This is a genomic window from Levilactobacillus fujinensis, from assembly GCF_003946335.1.
GTDB lineage: Bacteria > Bacillota > Bacilli > Lactobacillales > Lactobacillaceae > Levilactobacillus > Levilactobacillus fujinensis.
In genome coordinates this window covers 1-22,230 of record NZ_RHNX01000039.1, presented here as the reverse complement: position 1 = coordinate 22,230, position 22,230 = coordinate 1, and the positions used below count along the sequence as shown (strand labels likewise).

Here is a 22,230-nt window from a genome sequence, read left to right as displayed (position 1 = left end):
TCATACAAAAAGAGCCCTAATCACCAAGTGATTAGAACTCCAATATTTTGTTCACCAACAACAGTTGACGAAGAACCGTTAATAGCAAGATGTTGTTAAATCAGGATTGAACAACTTAAAAGAGTCAGCGGAAATTTAACATTCCGCCGACTCTTTTTAAATTCTAATTTAGTAAGTGAGGTGACGTTGTCGACAGTAGCCCTCTAGCTCAGGAAAGAGTAAAAGTCGCTGTTGCTTTAGTGTCGCCAAGTTGTAGCACCCAAGCAAGGTCATTATGCGCCGGAGCCCACTTTGCCACTCTAATAGCATGGTTGTTGTGGTTTCCTCGTTAGTCTTAATCAGACTGTGGAGAATTTGACCAGCGCTACCAACTAAATTGGCGCCAAGTGCTAAGGCTTTGGCTGCGTCCAACGGTTGGCGAATGCCACCCGTAGCGACCACTTGAAGCTGTGGAACAGCACGGGCTTCAAGTAGGGATTCCACGGTTGATTGGCCCCAACCATCTAAGTAGCTCAGTTCCTTTTCGGATCGGCGAAAGTTCTCGATTTGAACAAAGTTGGTACCACCCCGGCCGCTCAAGTCGACGTACTGCACACCGATTTTGGCTAATTGCTGGAGGGTTTCCCGCGCCATACCGAAGCCAACTTCTTTCACAATGACCGGGACGTTGACGCCCGCCACGACTTCACCAATGCTATCCAGCCAGTGGAACTCGCGGTCGCCCTCGGGCATGACCAGTTCCTGAGCGACGTTGACGTGAATCTCGATGGCGTCAGCGGCCAACATGTCGATAACCCGTTGTGCTTGGGCTACCGTGTGACCCGCGCCCATATTGGCAAACACGATGCCATCTGGGTTATTTTCTCGTAACGGCGTGAAGGTCGCAATTGCGTCGTCATCCTGCAGGGCGATACTTTGTGAGCCAGTCGCAACGGGCATGCCCGTTGCAGCCGCAATGCGACCCAGTGCAGCATTGACCTTACCCGTGCGCGGACTGCCACCAGTCATCGCCTCAATTAGCAGGGGGACGGGCAACGCTAAGGGTCCCAAGTGTGAATGAAGATCCACGTCGGCAACACTCATTTCCGGTAAACTTTGATGAACAAAGCGGAGCTGGTCAAATTGACTAGTGGTGGCTGGCGTATAAAACTTTTCGGCGAGGGACAGGTGTTCATCCTTGCGATGGGCGTGACGTGAGAGGTCCATGGTATCGGCTCCTTAATTATTCGATGACGTGATGGACGTTTAATTTGAGTGGTTCAATGCCGCGGGCTTCCCATTCGTGGAGCAAATGAGCAAGGTCTTTGGCGGCGTTGATGATCACGATGCCGCAATCGCCACCACCGGCACCGGAAGACTTGGCAGCCCCACCAACGTGAACGGCAATGTCACACATGGTCTTGAGAAGTTCTGTTTCAATAGTGACGTTACTCAGGTTGGCTAAGCGATTCAGCAATTGTCGATTGACTTCGATCTCCTTTTGAATGGCGTCTAGGTCTTGATCGTGAAAGCCTTGAATCATTCGCTGTAAACACGCGCGACTCTCACGGAGAAAGGTGTGGTAGTCCTTGCGGCGAGTGGCTTTGAAGAGGGCAATCTTGTCCACTAAGTGCGAGGTCGAAGCGGGGGTTCCGGTCCAGCCGATCATCAGGCGGAGTGGTTCCGGTGGCGTTAACAATTCAATCTGTAAGCCTGGCCACGCCGTTTGTAAAAGCTGGGTTAGGCTTAGTTCACGCCGGGCGGAAGCTAACCAATCTCGATCAAAGGCTTGATAAGCGATCCAGCCACCGTAAACGGAAGCGGCAATGTCACCTAATGATCCATTGCCTTGGACATCCAGGTGGGCGATTGCAGATAGTTTGAATAATCGGTCCTTAGTCATGGGGATATCGTAGAACTGACAGAGGGCCTTCACGGTGGCAACGGTCACGGCAGCCGAGGAGCCCAGCCCATATTTTTTGCCGTCGGCACTATCTAGGTCACTGTTGACGTTTAAATGGTAAATGGTCAAAGGTTTACCCAACGACTGTGCGTATTGCTCCGTCAAACGAATGGCAGACAAAATGTAGTGGAAGGGATTGTCCCGGTTGTCAAAGACGAGCTCTGATCCCTGGCGTTGCCAGTAGAGGGAGTTCTCTTGGTATTGTTTGGAAGCGATGCGACCGTAGTCTTGACTGGGCGCAATTGAAACGGTCACAAATTGGTTTAGTGCGACGATGATCGCCGGATATCCCGGTTCGACCACAGCGTATTCGCCAGCAATATAGAGTTTCCCGGGTGCTTTCACGGAAATCAAAAAATCAGGTCCCTTCTGTAACGATTAAATAAGTATTTTTGTAGAGTTTTTAGTTGAATTCTAAAGGTTGAAAGCCAAATTAGTCACATTACACTTACGTTCAGTAGGAATTGTTACGGCTAAATTAGTGAAAACAGCCGTACGCCGATTACCAGTGGGGAACGCGTCCGACCAGCGGACAGGCTTCCGGCTCTGATTGTGTACGTCAATCTCAACCTTCAGTTAAATTGAATGCCCGGGCCAGGGTGTGCGACAATGACGTTTTGTGCACCAAACTGTTGGGCGAAGTGTTCAGTGATGACCGGTAAGTCTGCGACTTGGCAGAAGACCTTCACATTGGGGCCAGCATCGAGAGTGTAGTAACAGGCGATACCAGTGTCACGGAGTTGCTGAACGGTTTGCATGGCGGCTAACGTATCGCCATTGAAATAACTATATGGCGGTTGTGAGCTCAACGTGAGGGCATGCATCCGCATGGCGTTGGCCTCCAGAATCTCGCCGGTCGTGATAAAGTCACGGGCAAGGATGGCTGGTTTGATAGCCACCAAGTCGTGAGCAACCACGTCTTTCCAGGCTGAGTAATAGGGCGAGGTGGTCACACTAGTTTGCATGCCTTGCCGTGAGCTAATTTTCTTGCGGTGAGCGTCTAAGACTAGTGCCACCATGGCAATTGGCCAATTAACGTCTTCTTCGAGAGGCTTGGCAAATGAGCTTGCGTCGTCGTGACCGGCCTGCCATTCGACAAAGCCACCAAAGATGGAGCGGGTAGCGGAGCCGGAGCCGCGTCGTGCTAAACGTGACAGCGCCGTGCGGTCAAGGTTGAGCCCGGCTGCGCGGCTGGCCGCTCCGGCCAACGCTGCAAATGCCGAGGCCGAAGACGCGAGGCCGGCCGCGGTTGGCACGTGGTTAACGGACGTTACACGCGCAAAAGAGGTGCGCTGGGTCTGCTCGCGCACCAGGTTAAGAAATTTATGTACTTTTTGACCAGCGGTGGCGGAAAGAAGGTGATCATTTACCCTGATTTCGTCTGCGGTCAGGTGGTCGTCAAACTGTACCGTGGTATCTGTATAGAACTGATCCAGGGTGAGTGACAGGCTACTCGTTTGGGGAATGATGAGGTCGGTGTCGGCCTTGCCCCAATATTTTACGAGGGCAATGTTGGTATGTGCACGTGCAGTGACCGCTGGGTTCATTGGTGTTCCTCCTCGAGATTAAAGGCTTCCGTCCATGTATCGGTGGCACCGGCTGCGAGTAAACTATTTTTAACGTGTTCAGTTGTGACTCGGTCAGGACATAGGGCAATCAGGCATCCCCCCATGCCGCCCCCGGTCAGTTTCGCGCCGAAAGCCCCAGCCGTGAGTGCAACTTGCGTCAAATGGTTGAGCTCGGTTGAACTAACGCCTAGACCGGCTAGTTGTTGCTGGGCATCATTTAAGATGTGGCCCAACTGGGGTAAATCAGGAGTTGCCAGGGCTTGGCGCGCGGCAGTGCTGAGTTGGCCCAGTCTGCTGATCTGTGCGTTCGTTTCCTGAGCGAAGGCCGTTTTACGCCGGGCAACGGCTGCGACGGCCCTGCCAGTTTGTCCCTTGATACCGCTATCCGCGATAACTAGGTAGCCCTGCAGGGTGAATGGAATCTGGAGGGTCTCCTGATGGGGGACAAACCAGATGGGCACATCGGAACTAGCCGTGGCAGCATCTAAGCCACTCGGATTTCCGTGGGTGATTTTCTCAGCAATATCGACAGTTGCGAGTAACAGATCACGTGTCAGCGGCCGCTGAAAGTAGGCGTACATCGCCCGGGTAATAGCAACGGCGACGGCCGCAGAAGACCCCATGCCGCGTTCTGCGGGGAGGTCGCTGGTGATGGCTATGTGAAAGAACGTGTCTTGTGCATCAAAGCGCGTCAACAGTGCCTGAATCAAAGCAGCTACACCGGCTAAGTTTTGGCCCATTTGCACAATTGGTCCGTCAAAATAGCGACTAGACAGCGTTTGGCCGTGTGTCGTCTGACTCATGACGACCGTTGTGGTGACCGAGGGCAGGGGTAGGGCAATGGCGGGTTGGCCGAACACCACGCTGTGCTCCCCAATGAGAATGATTTTTGCGTTACTTTTCCCAATCGTGGTTCTACCCAAGATATCTCGCTCACTTTCTACATCGATTTTTATTTTACCAGAATATCATACTCTACTGATTGCTCTTACGCTAGTTTTGCTCATCAAAATCCTGGAATCGGCGAAAAATTAAGCCTTTCTATAGAAAGTATACCGAAAAACAGGGGGAATGATGCGATGATTGCCTAGTCCGCACAGCGGCTACCAGTCAAACGTGAAGTGTAACCTAGGTTGGATCTATTGGTTGGGCGGTTAGTCGTTCTCGGAAGGTCGCAGCTTTATGGCGTGACTAGCTGGTCAGCGGTCGTGTAATTGGGCTGTACGCTAAGTTTAACTCGATAGTTTAACCATAAAGCATGCGACGGAAAGGCATAATCGCAGAACGCTAGTTTATTAGTACAGCAATCAAATCAAAATCACTTAGATTAGTTAGCCCTGTCATATTACACGTTTCAAAAGGGTTTGAACAGTGGCGGTGTGAAATTATGTGGTGAATCAGTTACGCCAGATAAGGCTGTCAGCAAGGCGTGACTCAGTCTAAAGCATCTAGTGAAAGAAACTCTAGCGTAGCGTTGGCCGGCTAAGTGGTGTATTATAGTGCCAGTTATTATCGCAAATTGTGCAGAAATTGGTGAGCATACTATGGATAAAGACACGGTTTACGCGGTAGTCGATATCGAGACTACTGGAACCAGTGTGACAGATGGCGACCGCATTATCCAAGTCGGGTGCGTCTTCGTCCAACATAACCAGATTATCAATCACTTTGAAACGGACGTCAATCCGTTGCGGGAGATTCCGGCAGCGATTTCTCGGTTGACGGGTATCACGAACAAACGGGTGCGACATGCGCCCTTATTTGACGACGTGGCAGGTACGCTTTACAGCCTACTGACTAACACGGTTTTTGTAGCCCACAACGTTAATTTTGATTTGCCGTTTATTAACGCCGAATTTTCGCGGGTAGGTTATCCAGAGTTAACGATTGCGGCGGTGGACACGGTCTCTCTGAGTCAAATCTTACTACCGACTGCGCCAAGCTTTCGTTTGCGGGATCTCAGTGGGTACTTTAATATCGAACATGACAATCCGCATTCCGCCGACAGTGATGCCAGTGCGACCGCCGAATTGTTTATTTTTCTGTTTCGGCGGTTGCGAGCCTTACCCGTAGTCACCTTGCAGCAGATGATCGATCTGCACCCGGATTTACCGCTGCAGACGGCCGACCTATTCAACGAAGCCCAGCGACTCAATGCGGCCAGTCCGCGGAAGTTACCGGATTATTTGTATATCAAGAATGGCTTAGCTTTACGCCAGGCGGTATCCTTGCCAACTAGCACGTTAGCAACGCCTAGTAAGTATCCCAAGACCAAGAAGCAGAAGCAAAAGTTGATGCCGGATAATCTGGAGTGGCGGCCTGAACAGGCTAAAATGATGAATTATATCTACAACAACTATTCGGCGGCCGACCAACATCCGGTCAAACAGATGATCATCGAGGCACCTACGGGGATTGGGAAGAGTCTGGGCTACGTGTTGCCGATGGCTTATCTGAGCCAGACGGGAAAACCCGTTGTCATCAGTACCGCAACCACACTACTGCAGGAACAATTGTTAGACCAAACGATTCCGTTACTCAAACAAATCGTGACCTTTACCGTCAATGCTGTATTGGTCAAGGGAAGTCAACATTACCTGGACCTACAACGGTTCGCAACGACCCTCAAGGTGGCCGAGACGTCGAAACAGACGCAGCTCCTTAAGCTGCGATTGCTGGTCTGGTTAACGATGACCACGACCGGGGATCTCGACGAGTTGCATCTCGCGACGTACCGAGCACCTTATTTTCAAGAGATCATCCATGAAGGCACGGTTACTGCGGACAGTCCTTTTTATGAGGACGATTTCTTGCGCCGCCGTGACCAGCGGATGGAACAAGCCCAATTTATTATCGTCAACCACGCCTATCTTAGTGAGCACGCGTTAGCGTTAGGAGAACGACTCCACCAGCCCTATCTGGTGGTCGATGAGGCACAACATTTACCGGACAGCACGTTGAAACAGCGCCGCACTCAGGTTAAATTCTCCCAACTGATCAATGAGCTCCATCACGTTGAACGCGACATCAGCCGTGAAATTGGGCCGAGCTTGATGACCCTTTTTGGTGGGGATGCTGCGGCGTTAACGAGCTTGCAACGTATCTTAGTGGCTAGTGAAACGTTGGAGACACAGTTGAATCAGTTGATCAAGCAACTCTTTTTGCGCTTCCTAGCGAACAAACGAGTCAACAACCACAATCAAATTATTGAGGAATTGATTCCTGCGGCAGAGCTTGCAACTGAGCTGCAACAGGGAACTGCAGTCGAAACGGCGACTCGGGCGACCAATGAGTTATTAGCAGCATTAGGCGATTTACGTCAGCGCTACGATCAACAACAGGATCGCTTTGCGGCGTCACAACGTTACTTGTTTGAGCAGGTCGACACGCGGATTCATCTCTTTGATGACCAAATGAGTCGGTTGCTGATGATTTTAAAACAAGTCGGTGACCAAGCGCCTGCCAGCCTTTTTTGGCTGACAATCAATCACGTTGGGGACCGTAATAGTCTCCAAATGGCAAGCGGCTTGCTGGCAACGGAAGGGTTCTTACGCCACCATCTGTATGCTGGATTCCAACCAGTCCTCTTGACGGGGGCGACACTGTTTTCTTCTGGACGGTCGCAGTACATCTTGGATCAATTTGACTTGGATCGTGACGTCACGGTGACCCACCGGATGCGGTCAAGCTTTGACTATGGTACGCAGGCCGAATTGTTTATCAGTGACACTGGCCCGAACTTGGCGCGCGTGTCACCCGAGGATTATGTGACATACTTGACGGCGGCAATCACACAGATGGCCGGGGCTGTCAATAAACAGACACTGGTGTTGTTTAACTCGTTAAGCGTGATTGAACAGGTTTACCAACAGTTGACCCAACAACCAGAATTCGCCCAACGCGAAATTTTTGCACAGGGCATTAGTGGTAGTCGTGAACGAATTGCGAAACGGTTTGCCACCAGCCATGGCGCCATCTTGTTAGGAGCAGCTAGTTTCTGGGAAGGCATCGATCTCCCGGCTGAGCAACTGGAACTATTGATTGTGACGCGGCTACCATTCGATTCACCGGACCGTGTATTTGTTAAGGCCAATTATGCCCGTCTAGAGGCGGCCGGGAAGAATCCGTTTTACAATGCGGCCTTGCCATCGGCAACATTGAAATTACGGCAGGGAATCGGACGGTTAATTCGGACGCCGAACGACCGCGGCGCCATTGTTCTATTGGACCAACGTGTGTTGGAACGCCAGTACGGACAGAGCATCTTGCGGGCGTTACCGGATGATCTACCAAAGACGACTGGGGATGTGAGCGTCATTGCCCAAGGTTTAATTAATTTTTTTGAAAAAAGCACGGACAACTCGGTGACCCCTCCCGAAGTTTGATATAATTGACAAAGATTGAAATTTGACAAGGGAGTACGATATAAATTGATGAGACAACAATATCAGCGGCGTCGCCGGCCACGTCACTGGGTGCTACTGAGTATCTTAGTCGTGATCCTGGCACTGTTACTGGGCGGTGGTTACGTGATCAGCAAGGCCAGTAAGCCACTGAGTCAGATGCAGACGCACGCCGAAACGGTGGCAAAAAAGTCTGGCCATCTGACGAGTACCAGTGACTTTTACTGGACAAATTTAAATACGACTTATTATACGGTTGCGGGTAAAAATAAGGCCCAACAAGCGGTCTACGCGATTGTTCCTAAGACGGGTAACAACGTGACGGTATTGAAACAAAGTGCGGGCTTGTCTCGCAATACGGTGCTTGAACAAGTCTGGAAACGTAATCCGAAGAAAGTCTTGGCTGCGGCATTGAGTATTTTTAATGGTAAACCAGCCTGGCAGGTCAGTTACCTGAACCAATCTGGCAAGCTGTGTTATCTGACTTTCCAGTACAGTAATGGGAAAGTTTTGCAGCAGATTTCCAACATCTAATCGCAACCGAGAGGAGGACTCACTATGCAATTATCACAACGCGCGTGTGGCGTGCGCCCCTCAGCTACGTTAAAGACGGGGCAACAGGCCGCACAATTACGGGCTCAGGGTGTGGACGTGATCAATCTCAGTGTCGGTCAACCAGATTATCCAACGCCAGCAGCGATTCGTGAGGCTGCAGTCACGGCGATTCGTGCTAACCAGGTCAACAGCTATACAGCAACGGCCGGGACACCAGCGCTTCGAGAAGCCATTGTCCAGCGGCTCAAGGAGAGCCAACGGGTGGATGTGACCGCGGAGCAGGTCGTCGTAACGACCGGGGCTAAGATGGCGCTGTACGCGTTATTTCAAACCTTACTTGATCCTGGCGACGAAGTCTTGTTGCCGGCACCGTACTGGGTCAGCTATGCCGAACAGGTCAAACTGGCTGGTGGCCGGCCCGTTGAGGTCGCCCCAACGGCTACATTGAAGGTCACACCAGAGCAATTATCCGTTGCGGTGACTGCGGCAACCAAAGCAATCGTTCTAAACTCACCGCAGAACCCAAGTGGCTTGGTGTACACGGCCGCCGAACTGCAGGCGATTGGAAAGTGGGCGGTGGCCCACGACCTGATCATCATTGCGGATGAAATTTATGGTGAATTGGTTTATGACGGGCCAGTTCCGGTACCGTCCATGTTGACGTTGGGCGATGAGATTGCCGCTCATACGATTCTGGTCAATGGCGTGTCGAAAACGTATGCCATGACCGGCTGGCGTATCGGATATGCCGTGGGGCCCGTGAATGTGATGACGGCACTAAAAAATGGGTTGTCACACATGACCGGTAACGCGGCGGCAGTCAGTCAGGCGGCAGCTGTCGCGGCATTGACTGGCGACCAGGCTCCCGTGGCCAAGATGAAGGAGGGGTTTAAACAACGCTTAGACGTGGTTTACCCGCTTCTAGCGGCGGTACCGGGATTCAAGCTCACTACTAAGCCACAGGGCGCGTTCTATCTGTTTCCGGATGTGACGGCGGCTATGGCGATGAAGGGTTACACAACAACTGATGACTTTGTGGCAGCATTGCTGAACGACGCGCATATTGCGGTCGTGACTGGCGAAGCCTTTGGCCTTCCTGGACACATCCGGCTCAGTTACGCGACAGACTTAGATACGTTGAAGACAGCATTACAGCGGTTAAAAAGCTTCATGGAATGAATCAATTAAAGCAACAATGACTTAACGACCGGACCGCAAGTGGGTTTCGGTCGTTTCATTTCGTGACGAGTCGTAGAACGTGTTAGACTAGTTAAGACTTGAAAATTAAGGAGGTCAACGCATGGCAGATTTTATGACGCGTTATATTCAGGCTGGCCAAACCAGCGTTGCCAATTACTTACTCGACCATTTTCGCGAAGTGGGGATGACCACGGATCAGCTCCTAGTTTACCTGCAGTTACGCCGACAAATGGACCGTGGCGAACAACTCCCGGAAGCAGAAAGCATTGCCACACGGTTGGGCTGGGATAAACAACGTGTTTACCAGTTGCTCCATGAGATGATTACCGCAAAGTTGATGACGATTACTAGTGTGACTAATGCACAGGGACAAAAGGCGGATACGTATGATTTTCGGCTGTTAACGGAGAAATTGAGTCAATTAAATATTCAGACAGTTCAAAAAGAGGTAAAACAGGAGACAACAAATGACCGATCAACAGTTTTTAATCAAATTGAAACGGAATTTGGCCGGCCACTGTCACCACTAGAAATGGAAAGTATTAGTCAGTGGTTGGATGAAGACCATTACCGCCCAGAACTCATTCAATTAGCCTTAAAGGAGGCTGTCTTGAGTCAAGCGTACAGTTTAAAATATATGGATCGCATCCTACTGAGTTGGGAAAAGAAGAACTTAAAGACGGCTGCTCAGGTACAGCGAGAAAAGGAGCGTCAGGAACCCCGACGCTCAGCGGCAAGCAACGTAGGTCAGCCAAGTTCACAAATTCCAGATATTCCCATTTTTAAGTTGACGGATAACTAGACTGTCCGGCCGGCATAAAGTTTATCATGTGGCTGGATGCCGTAAATTGTGTCTTTTTAACTGAGTTTACGTTATTTGGTGAGTATCATCTGATCAGTCCGGCATGAGTTGCGGGCTGATCTTTTTGGTTAAAGGTACTAAAGGGTGAAGGCTAAAATAGTCATATTGCTCCTGTGACTGCAGAGATTTTTACCGCTAAATTAGGGGTAGTGGTTACACTCTGGCTACCAGGGAGTCGGGGGAATGCCGCCGGCCAAAGGACGGGCTCGCCTGAAAGCCGCCAAGATCATGTGTTTTCCAAGCAGATCAAGCCGAGACCACCGATTAACATGAACATTGTCGACACGGCTAGGAATGTTCTCTAACTACCGTCGGCTCCGATTGTGCACGTCAGTTCCAATCACTAAATCCCAATTGCCAATTTTTCACTTGCTATGAAACGCGTTCCACACGCTATACTAATTTTAGCGAGGGTGGAAGGAGCATAATAAGATGATCAAGCATATCTTTACAGACATGGATGGAACTCTATTAAATAGTTGTGGGGAGCTTAGCCCAGTAACAAGACAGGTGGTTCGTCAGAGTCAGATTCCAGTGACCCTGGTATCAGCGCGTGCACCATTGGAAATGGCAAATGCCATTAAGCAATTGGGATTGACCGCACCGCAGATTGCTTTTAACGGTGGGATGATTTTTTATCCAGGCCAACCACAGGCTTTACAGTGCCATTTTATTCCAAGAGACGCCAGTACAGTCATCTTGAGTCGACTTAAACGTGATTTTCCTTCAGTAAGCGTGAGCTGTTATGATCAGGACAATTGGTATGCTGCTCAGGTGGACTCCGGAATCTTGCACGAGCAGGCGTTAACGCATCAAACACCGATTATAGTTGGCGTTCCACTGGCTGAGTTAGCGGAGACACGCCAATTATTGAAAATTATGGTGATCATCGATGATTCAGCAATGATGGCATCTTTGCAGCGGGTCTTGGTCACGGCGGACTTGCCTGTTAGTATAAAGCGGTCTGGTCAAGCATATTTGGAAATAACCAGTAAATTGGCGATAAAGTCACAAGGAATTGCGTATTTATTAAACCAAACAGCTCTTTCAGCGGTGGACGCAGCTGCATTTGGTGACGGTCATAACGATTTGCCCATGCTGAGAATGGTGGGAATGCCAATAGTAATGGGAAATGCACCGGCTGAAATTCAAGCGATTGGACGATATGTGACTAAAACTAACGATGAAGACGGTGTAGCCTATGGGATGACTCATTTTCTAATCTGATATCTAAAGGTCGAACGCTCTAAAACACCTAGTATGCCTGTTGTAACAGCTAGACTGAGATTAAAATTTGGCAGCGTCAACATGGCTAGCTGCATCCCTGGCCGTCTTCGGCTCCGATTGTGCACGTCCATTTCGAACATTAAATTGCAACCAAATGCTGTATTTAGCGTAAATCAATAATGTTTCTATAAGGCATGGTCCATGTTATTTTAGACTGACCACGGTAAGGCGATGGCTGGTCAACGGTGCTCAATTTTAATTTCGTATCGTTGTGACAACAGTTAGAATGCGTATTTTGGAATTTTCATGTCTTCAGTCTGATATGCAGAAAGGGATAACTAATGGCGAATATTAAAGATATTGCACGCTTAGCAGGGTATTCACCGGCAACTGTATCGCGCGCAATTAATCACAGTGGCTATGTTTCGATGGCGGCCCAGACTAGAATCGATGGCGTAGTTGCTAAGCTCGATTATGCACCGAATGAGATTGCTCGGGATCTTAGTCAGGGAAGAACGGCTAACGTGGGGGTCGTGGTGCCACATCTCAACCATCCCTATTTCACACAAATCTTTAATGGTATCCTGACCGCGGCGTTTGCGGCAGAATATAATGTTGTTTTGCTGCAATCTAAATACGATGCAGATCTAGAACGAGGTTATCTTGAACAACTTCATCGGAAAGCCTTTGACGCTTTGATTTTTACCTCACGGGCCATTCCCCTCGGGACACTCAAACGCTACCAAAAGTATGGGGCGGTCGTCTGTTGTGAAAATCCAGGCGATGAATCGCTAGCCGCTACGTATTCTTTACGGGAACCGGCTTATCAGCAGGCTTTCCGATGGATCAAAGCGCAGGGCTATCGGCGGATTGCGTTAACCTTGAGTCGTTCAGACGAGTTAAGTGCAACAAGTCAACTGACCTTAGCAACCTATCGTTGTGTTTTTGGGGAGTTGCCGGCACCAGAGTTACTTAAAACGGCAGTGACGACTTTTCAAGACGGCTATGTTGCGGCTGAACAGTGGATTAGCCAGGGAAGCTCACCAGAGTTTATCTTCAGTAACGGTGATGATATTGCGGCCGGTATTCGGCAGTGCTATCGAGACCAGCGAATGATGGTCCCGCCATTGATGGGGCAGGAAAATCAATTGTCTGGCAGGCTACTCGGATTGCCAACAATCACCCACCATTTTCAGCGCGTTGGTCAGGCGGCATTTGATTTAGCTGCAACGGGGGAGATTAAACAGATTCCGATACCTGCTGAGCTCATACTACGTTAGAGAGAAACAAAAGAGATCACCAGTAAGCAGTCAAAGTCTGACTGCTTACTGGCGATCTCTTTATTACATAGTTTAACTATTACTGTTGCTATCAGGGGTCTGCGTGGTGGAACTGGCAGACGAAGTAGTCGTGGAGCTACTATTCGTGGTGTCGTCGTTACCGTTGCCACCAGGGGTCTGTTCCGTGCTGGAAGATTCCTTGCTGGTGCTAGATTCGGTCGTCGATGAACTGACTCGAGACGAACTGGAACTCGTTGTGACCTGACTGTTGCTACTGTAAGCCGAGGAGCTCGTCGTATTGGTTGACCCATACTGACTGGTGGACGTGGTGTCCGCAACCGTTCCGGCGTGACCTGTAATATAGTATTCCTTATTATTATTCTGCGTCGTTTCGGTGACCGTGCTTGGCTTGGTCCAATCAGTGTTCGGCGCGTTTTGGGCAAGATAGCTCATCTCATACTTGTAAATTTCCTGAGCAATCTTGGTTTCCGCTTCACTTACGTAATGGCCTGTTTGGAACTGCTTATCGTAACCGGTCCAAACGGAGACGGCATAACTCTTGGTGTATCCGGTGAACCAGGAATCCATTGTTGCGCCATCTGGAACCTTGTCCGCGTAATCGTCTGGGTAGGAGTCCGTCCCGGTCTTACCAGCTTGATACAGGCCAGAAATAGCGGCAGAACGACCTGATCCGTTTTCATTAGTCATGACGTCCTTCATCATATCGGTCAGCATGAACGCTGTTGCGGCGGACATGGCACGTTTACCGGTTGCCGAGTAGTTGTGGGCCTTACCGTCTTGAGTGACCACCTTGGAGACCAGATATGGCTTATAGTAGGTCCCGCCATTAGCGAAGGCGGCATAGGCTGCGGCTTCCTGTTCGGTCGAGATGTACAGGCCAATCCCATTTTGCAGGGTTAGGGTCTTGTCAAAAGTCATCCCTAAACCTTTCAAGAAGGTTGTGGCCTTGCTAATACCGACGTTTTGCAAGGTCCGAATGGCAGGAATGTTCCGTGATTCGTAGAGCGCCTTGCGCATGGTGATGGTGCCTTGATATTGCTTATCCCAGTCGTAAAGTTTCTTGTCGGTTCCGGGGTAGGTGAAGGCAGTATCCTTGACCGGTTCATAGGTTGGGTAGTTGAGGTATTCAATGGCGGGACCATAATCCATCAGTGGTTTTGCCGTTGATGCACTCGACCGACCAGTTTGTACGGCTCGGTTCAGTCCGAACGTGACGTTACCGGTCTTTCGGCCACCAATCATGGCAACGACTTTCCCGTTGTTCGGGTTGACGATGGTCGAGCCAATCTGGAACTTGTCGGATGGGTAGGCAATGTAGGCACTGGTATTAGCAATGTTATAAAGTTTCTGTTGGGCGTCCATATTTAAGTTCGTGTAGACCTTTAGGCCACCGGTCGTTGTGTTATACCCTTTGGACTTCAGTTCGGCATAGACCTGTTTGAGATAGGCGTCAATGACCTTAGTCGTCTTCGCACTTGTGGAGGCTGTAGTTTGGTGAATGGAAGACAACCCATTCTTGATGCTAACAGATTCGGCTTCTTGAGCCTGGGTGGTCGTGATGACCTTATTTTTGGCCATGGCTGCCAACACCAAGTCCCGCCGCTTCTTAGCAGTAGCGGGGTAGGTCGTTGGGTCGTAGTTGGTTGGTGATTGTGGCATCCCAGCTAGCAACGCCAATTGTGGCAATGAGAGGTTCTTTAGAGATGTGCCGTAGTAGTATTGCGCGGCTGTTTGCATCCCGTAGACACCATTGCCCATATAAACCTTGTTGATGTAGTATTCCAAAATCTGATCTTTTGAGTATTTGTGATCAACTTGGAGGGCTAACCAGGCTTCTTGGGCCTTACGTTTCAGCGTCCGGTCGGAAGCAGCCGTTGAGAAGACAGACAGCTTGACCAGTTGCTGAGTTAAGGTACTTCCACCTTGCATTCCCAGCGAAGAACCGGACACGTTGGCGAAGGCAGCACCCAAGATTCGGATGGGGTCGACCCCGTTGTTTTGGTAGAAACGCCGGTCTTCAGTGGAAACGACGGCGGCCTTTAACGTGTCAGGGATGTTCTTGGACTTTACATAAGTTCGGTTTTGGGCGCCCAATCGTGAAATAACGTTGCCGTTAGCATCGTAGACTCGCGTGGAAGCATCGGATGACAGCGCACTTTGCGTAATTTTAGGCGCGCTTTGTGCGTAGAAAAAGAAAAGGCCGGCGCCAGCCACGATGGCAAAAACGCCAATTGCGACAATAATAAATAGGATGCGGCGAAATAGGCGCCAACCGTGATGCGGACGTTGGGGACTCGGTTGGTGGTCGGCATTGCGGCTCATCCGGGTCTCACGGGTTGAATTGTTACTAGACATGGTAATCTCCTTTGCGTTTAAACGTGTTCGCTTCTACAATATGTGGCCTTAGAGAAGCTGATCCACGGCTTTGAGATATGGAATCGGGGGCTGAAGTCCTACGGGAATACGAATACCGTGAGCCACAATCTCCGAATAGGGAATGGATTTGCGACCGCCGTTAGCTTGCTCGTCCCAGAAGGTGAAGAGGTCAGTTGCACGGTATAGGAAGACTTCTTGACGTTCGACAAATTTAATAATGGCAAAACAGATACCACTTTGAGCCATGCAAGCACGCATGTGGTCAATCTGGTGTTGGTGGAAGTTCTTTAACGGAAAGGATCCCTTGTTGCGGGTCTCTTTGGCGTCAAAGTCCAGGTAATGACCCTGGTAAACACCGTTGTAGTCGGTCGTGGAAGCGGTACTGAAGTAAGCTTCCTTGATGACGGCCGCGCTCCGTTTGGGATAATCGACCTTAACGATCCGAATGGGGGTCGGTTTCTTATGCACGACGGCTACCCCGTTAGTTTCATAGTAAGTATTACTTTCGTTGAGTTCCTCTTCTAGCGTCATGCCACGCTTACCATAGTTCGTGTAGGTGCTAGGGAACCGGGGCCCCGTTTTTGCTGTTGGTGCTTGATAGGTATTCCCATTGGGATACCGAATAGTCATCGACTCCTCACACTCCTTCGCTTGAAAACCGTAGCTTTCAGTTTATGGCCCAGTTATTGACATTATACCAAGCTGACCTAGAAATAAAAACTCCTAAAACCGGTTGAGACGGTGATTTTGTTTGAATTTAAAAGGAATTTAACGAAAGACGAAGAAATAAATATACGGCCGATGTTAAAATAGTCGCGCTTTAGTTGCTAGAAATCCCGTAGCGCCTAATCCAAATCGCAGTACCGTTGTTACAAGTGTTAGGATAGTCGACTTGGCGTCAGCAACTTCAATTAGAAAGGCTAATCTTTGTTGTTTACTGAGTGGAAGAAGACTACAGACATTTGGAAATTTTTACGATTAATGCGGGTTGACCCGTAATTTATTTGCTCAACCGACAATTTTTCGCTAAACTAAGAGTATACCTTGCCTAAAGATGATTGGACCTAATTGTTCAGCGAGTCTGGCAAATATTTTTCAAATTCGCTCAGAAACTAGACGAATAGTCACGGTAACAACTGTGGGAGGCATATTCTGATAGGTGAAGGGCTAAGTGTACTTGAATTTTTAGATAGCAGTATTTTCTTCTACTTAGTATCACTGTTGACTAAACGTAACCTGACCGTGTATCAATTTGTTCATCGCTCAGTCTCCTGCGGGAGTGTTGATATCGTCGATGGCGTGCGGGTTCAGATTGAGAGTTGGTCGACTTTCAGGGCATAGCGTCTGATAGGGTAGAAAACGATCAGAGCCGTGATGTGGCCATTTTATACCAGGTCTAAGCGTCAAATGGTTCGGGGAAAAAGGGAGGTGGCCGATTGAGTCGATTATGGTTAACAGGTTATCGGAGCTACGAATTGGGCACCTTTGGCAATCAGGACCCCAAACTACTGGTAATCAAGGATACATTGAAAAAATTATTGATCGGTAAAGTGGAAAATGGCACGGACTGGTTGATCACAGGTGGCCAATTAGGCGTGGAGCAATGGGCTGCTGAGGTTGGCATTGCGTTAAAAACGGACTATCCGGAGTTAAAAGTGGCCGTGATGACACCGTTTGCTGAGTTCGGTAACAATTGGAACGAGGCTAATCAAGCGCAATATGCCGCAGTGACCAGTCGCGTCGATTTTCACCAGTCGGTTAGTGAGCAACCTTATCATGGGCCCCAACAGTTAAGAAACTATCAAGAATTTATGTTGGCCCATACGGATGAGGCGGTCATGGTTTATGATTTAGAGGTTGAAGGAAAACCGAAATATGATTACGAGGCTGTAAAGCGCTATCAAGAGCGTCACGCGTATCCTTTGACGTTGGTTGACATGGACTGGTTACAGGAAAGTGCCAACGAATATCAAGAAAATTTAAATAATGGTTCCCAATTCGAGTAAAAACTGGTATTATAGATATCGCCGGTTTGATTACGATAACGAGGTGTAATGATCAATGGAAAACGTTAATTTTACTCCCAAGGAGATTTTACAAAAGCAATTTCGTCAGAAAATGCGTGGTTACGATCCCGATGATGTTGATAGCTTCTTAGACAACGTTATTAAGGATTACGACACCTTTGTAAAGGAGAATCAACGGCTTCAAGACGAAAACGAACGGTTATTGGCAAAGGTTGACGAACTTACGAAGCAAGTGCAAGTAGGTGGCAGTCAGCCGGTAGCTTCAACGACCAGCTCAGCAACTTCAAATGTGACCAATATGGACATTTTGAAGCGGCTATCCAATTTGGAACGGCACGTTTTCGGTTCACAATTAGATAATGATCCAAACGAGTCACATCGTTTGTAGAATTATAAAGACTGGTGTAAATCCTGAGTAATCGCGGTCGGCTTATGTCGGCTGAGGAAAGTCCATGCTCGCACAGACTGAGATGTCTGTAGTGTTCGTGCTCGGTGAAAAAATAAGCCGGGGGACGTTAGCAATAACGTTACGGCGGGAAAAAACGGCTAAGGCTTCGGCTATGCCCGAGTATCCCTGAAAAGTGCCACAGTGACGATACGTCTAGGGAAATCTAGGCGGTGGAACGCGGTAAACCCCTCGAGCGGGCAACCCAAACTTTTGGTAGGGGCGCTTCACATATGGAAATGAACGAAATGTGGGGGGAGAGGAAACTCTCGAGATAGATGATTACTGCCACTTAGTTGTTTGCCTGAAATGATTAAGCGGTACAAAACATGGCTTACAGGGATTTACACCATGTCAGGTGGGTGGGAGCTTGCTCCCGCCTTTTTTTGTAGCTATAATTGGGTTAATTGCCCACGGCTGAGAGGACGAGAGAAAACGATGAGTTAAATTATTTCTTGAAACTCGCCAAGTCTGTGATTCACTATTCAGTTGTCCCGATTGCGTCTAGAAGATACCGGTAACGGGTTATCCGTGGCGCAACGGAATGTTTAATTAGAACTTAGTAAGCAAACTTTTTTAACCAAGGAGGACTTTATGAAGAAATTTCATTTATACGCAGCAACCGCCAGTGGAATTGAGGCCATTGCGGGGCGTGAATTACGCGATCTGGGGTACGAGACACAGGTCGAAAATGGCCGGGTGCGTTTCGATGGCACCATTGAAGACATTTTACGTGCCAACCTTTGGCTCCGGACGGCTGATCGGGTGCGGATCATTGTCGCTGAATTTGACGCCGTAACCTTTGATGAACTATTCGAAGCCACAAAAGCTGTCGCTTGGGACGAGTTGTTGCCAATGGACGCGGCATTTCCTGTCGAAGGCCGCTCAAAGAAGTCACAGCTACATAGTGTGCCAGATGCGCAGGCTATTGTGAAGAAGGCCGTCGCCACGAAGCTAGCAGCTGTTTATCACCGGCGGACACGGATGCCCGAAACTGGGGCGACCTATCCGTTGGAAGTCATGATCGACAAGGATCACGTGATGTTAACGCTGGACACGACCGGGTCAAGTCTGTTTAAGCGGGGATATCGGGTCGGCAAGGGAAGCGCGCCGCTGAAGGAAAACATGGCCGCAGCCTTGATTGCGTTGACCAGTTGGCACAAGGACATGCCATTTTGGGATCCCGTGTGTGGTTCTGGGACGATTCCCATTGAAGCTGCTATGATCGGTCGGAACTTGGCCCCTGGTTTTAATCGGGACTTTACCTGTGAGAGTTGGGACTGGGTACCACAAGAACTGAGTGACAAGGTTCGCGACGAAGCTGATGCCAAGGCGGATTATGATACGCCACTGCAGATCTTTGGCTCTGATATTGATGAAAACATGGTTGAAATCGCTAAGCGGAATGCACAGGAAGCGGGCCTGTCACAAGACGTGACCTTCAGTCAATTAGCCGTACAAGATTTTAAAACGGACTTACAACACGGAATCATCGTTGCCAATCCACCCTATGGGGAACGGTTAAGTGACCAAGCCAGCGTGCGGGAGCTTTACAAGCAAATGGGTCAGGTCTTTAAGCCGTTGACGGATTGGTCGAAATACATTTTGACAGCCGATCTGGAATTTGAACATTTCTACGGTCAAAAAGCTACGAAGACACGAAAACTGTACAACGGGGCATTGCGGACTGACTACTTCCAATTCTGGGCCCAACGGAAGCCACGCCACAAGGGGTAATTCTCATGATTAAAGCGGACTGCATTTTTTGTCAAAAGGACGAACTGGTTTTAGAAAATGAACTAGCCAAGGCATTCTGGGACTTGCACCCCGTACGCGAAGGCCATCTGCTGATCGTGCCCAAGCAGCACTACACCACTTACTTTGATGTGCCAGCGGAAACACGACAGGCGATGGACGCCTTAATGTTTGCTGCTAAGGACTTTCTGGATGATAAATTTCATCCAGCTGGGTATAATATCGGCATCAACGTGGATGCTGCGGCCGGGCAAACGGTTCAACACGCCCATATTCACCTGATTCCCCGTTATAAGGGTGATGTGAAGGATCCGCGTGGGGGAATTCGAAAAATGATTCCTCGAGCCGTGCGTGAGTGGTAGAAAAAATTAAAAATATTTAGAGCTAATTTCAAGGTTACGGTAACTGCCGAAATCTTGAAGTTAGCTCTTTTTTTGAAAGGATGATTAAAGGCTAAAGAGATTAAAATGTTCACGCTACTCTTGTGATATTAAAAAATTTTTCTCGCTAAATTAGTGGTAGTGGTCGCACGCCGGCTGCCAGGGATTCCGCTTGCTATGGGGAACGATTCCAGTCAAAGGGCAGGCTTGGGTCAAAAATGGAAGCCAGATAAGGTTCAGCCGTACCTGGTAAATAATGGTTCGTGTTATAAAATCTAACATTAAATTTTCAAAAACACCTAATGGCATGCGGCGGCGGTTGAAGCGCCCTTTTGTTCGTTAAATTACCCGGCAAACGAAGCCACTTTGAGGTGCACGCCCTTTTTTTTCTGAAAACTGGTGTTATAATTTCTAACATCAAAGGTAAAAGAGAGGGCGTCGCTGATGAATCTTGCAAACACGGCATTTGTCATTATCGCGAGTATTTTAGTTTTATTCATGACTCCAGGATTGGCTTTCTTCTATGGTGGACTGGTGTCCGAGAAAAACGTGGTCAACACGATGCTATCGGTCTTTATTATGACCGGTGTTGCCATCTTACTCTGGGTATTCCTAGGGTACACGTTAGCTTTTTCCGGAAACATCGGCGGATTTGTGGGCAACTTGAACCACGCGTTTATGGCCGGCGTCAGGTTGACTAGTTTAACGGCTAGCCATATTCCGGTGGGGGTCTACTCCCTGTTTCAAATGATGTTTGCCATCATCACGCCGGCACTATTCGTCGGGGCAGTAGTCGGCCGGATTCGTTTCAAGTTCCTCCTGATTTTTCTAGTTTTGTGGTCCGTGTGCATCTATTATCCGATGGTCCATTTAGTTTGGAGCCCAGCTGGGTGGTTAGCTAAATTGGGCGTGTTGGATTTCGCCGGAGGGACAGTCGTCCACATCAACGCGGGAGTCACAGCACTGGTCTTGTCGGCTTGGCTAGGACCACGGTTAGCCAAAAACACCCCAACGCAACACTACAATTTGCCATGGGTCCTGCTGGGAACGGCCATCTTGTGGATCGGCTGGTATGGTTTTAACGCAGGTAGTGCTTTAGCCGTTAACGGTGTCGCCATGCAAGCAGCACTCACCAGTACCGTGGCGACGGCGACGGCTATGGTCGTCTGGATGTTCTTGGATATCTGGACGACGGGCAAGCCAACCCTGGTCGGTGTCTGTACTGGTACGCTCTGTGGGCTGGTCGCCATTACACCGGCTGCTGGTTATGTGACCATTATGGGGTCCGTGGCAATCGGTGCACTGGCAACGTTAGCTAGCTACGGGTTCATTCAACTGTTGAAGCCACGATTGGGCGTGGACGATGCGCTGGACGCTTTTGGTTGCCACGGGGTGAGCGGCATCGTCGGCAGCATCCTGACGGGGATTTTTGCGACTAAGGCTGTGAACCCGACGATTACACAAAATGGACTGGCTTATGGTGGCGGTTGGCACCTACTGGGCATTCAACTAGTAGCGACTGGTTTTACGATTGCCTTGGTTGCCGTGATGGGAAGTGTCTTGATCTTGATTTTACGGCGGCTGACGCCAATGCGTGTTGATGCGACTGAGGAGCGTTTAGGTTTGGATCAAGGTGAACATGGCGAACAGGCTGACTACACGGTAGGTTTGAGCGAACGGCTAGCAGATTTTCATCCCGATCAGGAACTCTATGCACCGGAATTCAAGGGGCAACTGCAACGGCTTCAACACCCAACAGTTCAGTCCAATCATAATAATGGCAACTAAAGTTAGCAACTTTCTTAAGTTTGGTCAAGATGATTGTCGTGAATCATTTTTTCTGGTAAGCTACGGGTGTGGTTAGGGGCCACAGAGCTTTAACTTAGTTTGGGGGAAATTAAAATGACAAAAGACAAGATTGCTTTGATCGTCTTGGTTGTTCTGGCAGTGGGGTTATTAAGCTTGGTACTCATGCTAATGAAGTCGGTGCTGTGGGTAGCTTTTCCACTAGTATTCGCGATCCTCGGTCTAGCCTGCTACAGCATTGAAAACTGGTTAGAAAAATCATCCAAAAAGAATGAGCGTGAAGCTTAAATGATAGGCAAAATAAGGGGTTCTTCGTCAACTGTTGTTGGTGAACAAAATATTGGAGTTCTAATCACTTGGTGATTAGGGCTCTTTTTGTATGA

The 22,230-nt window shown here is 49.1% G+C and carries 18 protein-coding genes and 1 other RNA gene; 13 read left to right on the top strand and 6 right to left on the bottom strand.

The features are described 5' to 3' along the window. Nucleotides 1–168: 168 nt before the first annotated feature. From fni to mvk, 4 genes are all read right to left on the bottom strand, one after another. Nucleotides 169–1,206 carry a type 2 isopentenyl-diphosphate Delta-isomerase gene (gene fni / locus EKM89_RS11865; RefSeq protein ID WP_125688778.1) on the bottom strand — a complete coding sequence of 346 codons (1,038 nt, stop codon included), beginning with the start codon at nucleotides 1,204–1,206 and terminating at the stop codon, nucleotides 169–171. A gap of 16 nt (nucleotides 1,207–1,222) precedes the next feature. Beyond that, nucleotides 1,223–2,296, bottom strand: coding sequence for a phosphomevalonate kinase (locus EKM89_RS11860; RefSeq protein ID WP_125688776.1), 1,074 nt, complete (start codon nucleotides 2,294–2,296; stop codon nucleotides 1,223–1,225). Between the two features lie 218 nt (nucleotides 2,297–2,514). Continuing rightward, nucleotides 2,515–3,489: a diphosphomevalonate decarboxylase gene (gene mvaD / locus EKM89_RS11855; protein WP_125688774.1), complete on the bottom strand. Its 975-nt coding sequence runs from the start codon at nucleotides 3,487–3,489 to the stop codon at nucleotides 2,515–2,517. Then, nucleotides 3,486–4,433 (bottom strand): mevalonate kinase, encoded by a 948-nt coding sequence (gene mvk, locus EKM89_RS11850; protein WP_125688772.1) that lies wholly within the window; start codon nucleotides 4,431–4,433, stop codon nucleotides 3,486–3,488. Before mvk ends, mvaD begins: the two co-directional genes overlap by 4 nt. 621 nt (nucleotides 4,434–5,054) lie before the next feature. Here mvk and EKM89_RS11845 point away from each other — a divergent pair. From EKM89_RS11845 to EKM89_RS11815, 6 genes are all read left to right on the top strand, one after another. Then, entirely contained in the window at nucleotides 5,055–7,895 is a 2,841-nt protein-coding gene (locus EKM89_RS11845; protein WP_125688770.1) for a helicase C-terminal domain-containing protein, read from the top strand. A gap of 48 nt (nucleotides 7,896–7,943) precedes the next feature. Then, a complete protein-coding gene (locus tag EKM89_RS11840) occupies nucleotides 7,944–8,447 on the top strand; it encodes a cell wall elongation regulator TseB-like domain-containing protein (RefSeq protein ID WP_125688768.1) in 504 nt (167 codons plus the stop codon). 24 nt (nucleotides 8,448–8,471) lie between these two features. After that, complete coding sequence (locus tag EKM89_RS11835) at nucleotides 8,472–9,647, top strand: pyridoxal phosphate-dependent aminotransferase (RefSeq protein ID WP_125688766.1); 1,176 nt, start codon at nucleotides 8,472–8,474, stop codon at nucleotides 9,645–9,647. Nucleotides 9,648–9,768: 121 nt separating this feature from the next. Next, nucleotides 9,769–10,470 (top strand): DnaD domain-containing protein, encoded by a 702-nt coding sequence (locus tag EKM89_RS11830; protein ID WP_125688764.1) that lies wholly within the window; start codon nucleotides 9,769–9,771, stop codon nucleotides 10,468–10,470. Nucleotides 10,471–10,962: 492 nt separating this feature from the next. Then, on the top strand, nucleotides 10,963–11,757 hold the full coding sequence (locus EKM89_RS11820) for a Cof-type HAD-IIB family hydrolase (protein ID WP_125688760.1): 795 nt from the start codon (nucleotides 10,963–10,965) through the stop codon (nucleotides 11,755–11,757). A gap of 341 nt (nucleotides 11,758–12,098) precedes the next feature. Beyond that, nucleotides 12,099–13,037, top strand: a complete 939-nt coding sequence (locus EKM89_RS11815) for a LacI family DNA-binding transcriptional regulator (RefSeq protein WP_125688758.1) — start codon at nucleotides 12,099–12,101, stop codon at nucleotides 13,035–13,037. A gap of 72 nt (nucleotides 13,038–13,109) precedes the next feature. Here EKM89_RS11815 and EKM89_RS11810 read toward each other — a convergent pair whose 3' ends face one another. Next, the gene (locus tag EKM89_RS11810; RefSeq protein WP_125688756.1) at nucleotides 13,110–15,413 is read right to left on the bottom strand and encodes a transglycosylase domain-containing protein; all 2,304 of its coding nucleotides are present in this window, start codon (nucleotides 15,411–15,413) and stop codon (nucleotides 13,110–13,112) included. A gap of 48 nt (nucleotides 15,414–15,461) precedes the next feature. Then, nucleotides 15,462–16,064 (bottom strand): Holliday junction resolvase RecU, encoded by a 603-nt coding sequence (recU, locus tag EKM89_RS11805; protein ID WP_125688754.1) that lies wholly within the window; start codon nucleotides 16,062–16,064, stop codon nucleotides 15,462–15,464. Nucleotides 16,065–16,870: 806 nt separating this feature from the next. Here recU and EKM89_RS11800 point away from each other — a divergent pair. The 7 genes from EKM89_RS11800 (at nucleotide 16,871) to EKM89_RS11770 (ending at nucleotide 22,135) form a co-directional block, all read left to right on the top strand. After that, on the top strand, nucleotides 16,871–17,440 hold the full coding sequence (locus tag EKM89_RS11800) for a DUF1273 domain-containing protein (RefSeq protein WP_125688752.1): 570 nt from the start codon (nucleotides 16,871–16,873) through the stop codon (nucleotides 17,438–17,440). Nucleotides 17,441–17,495: 55 nt separating this feature from the next. After that, nucleotides 17,496–17,849, top strand: a complete 354-nt coding sequence (gpsB, locus tag EKM89_RS11795) for a cell division regulator GpsB (RefSeq protein ID WP_125688750.1) — start codon at nucleotides 17,496–17,498, stop codon at nucleotides 17,847–17,849. 19 nt (nucleotides 17,850–17,868) lie between these two features. Beyond that, an RNA gene (gene rnpB, locus EKM89_RS11790) (RNase P RNA component class B) lies at nucleotides 17,869–18,248 on the top strand. Nucleotides 18,249–18,500: 252 nt separating this feature from the next. Next, a complete protein-coding gene (locus EKM89_RS11785; RefSeq protein ID WP_125688748.1) occupies nucleotides 18,501–19,643 on the top strand; it encodes a THUMP domain-containing class I SAM-dependent RNA methyltransferase in 1,143 nt (380 codons plus the stop codon). Between the two features lie 5 nt (nucleotides 19,644–19,648). Next, complete coding sequence (locus EKM89_RS11780; RefSeq protein WP_125688746.1) at nucleotides 19,649–20,023, top strand: HIT family protein; 375 nt, start codon at nucleotides 19,649–19,651, stop codon at nucleotides 20,021–20,023. Between the two features lie 462 nt (nucleotides 20,024–20,485). Further along, on the top strand, nucleotides 20,486–21,829 hold the full coding sequence (locus EKM89_RS11775) for an ammonium transporter (RefSeq protein WP_125688744.1): 1,344 nt from the start codon (nucleotides 20,486–20,488) through the stop codon (nucleotides 21,827–21,829). 114 nt (nucleotides 21,830–21,943) lie between these two features. Then, nucleotides 21,944–22,135, top strand: coding sequence for a hypothetical protein (locus EKM89_RS11770; protein ID WP_125688742.1), 192 nt, complete (start codon nucleotides 21,944–21,946; stop codon nucleotides 22,133–22,135). Nucleotides 22,136–22,230 lie beyond the last annotated feature (95 nt).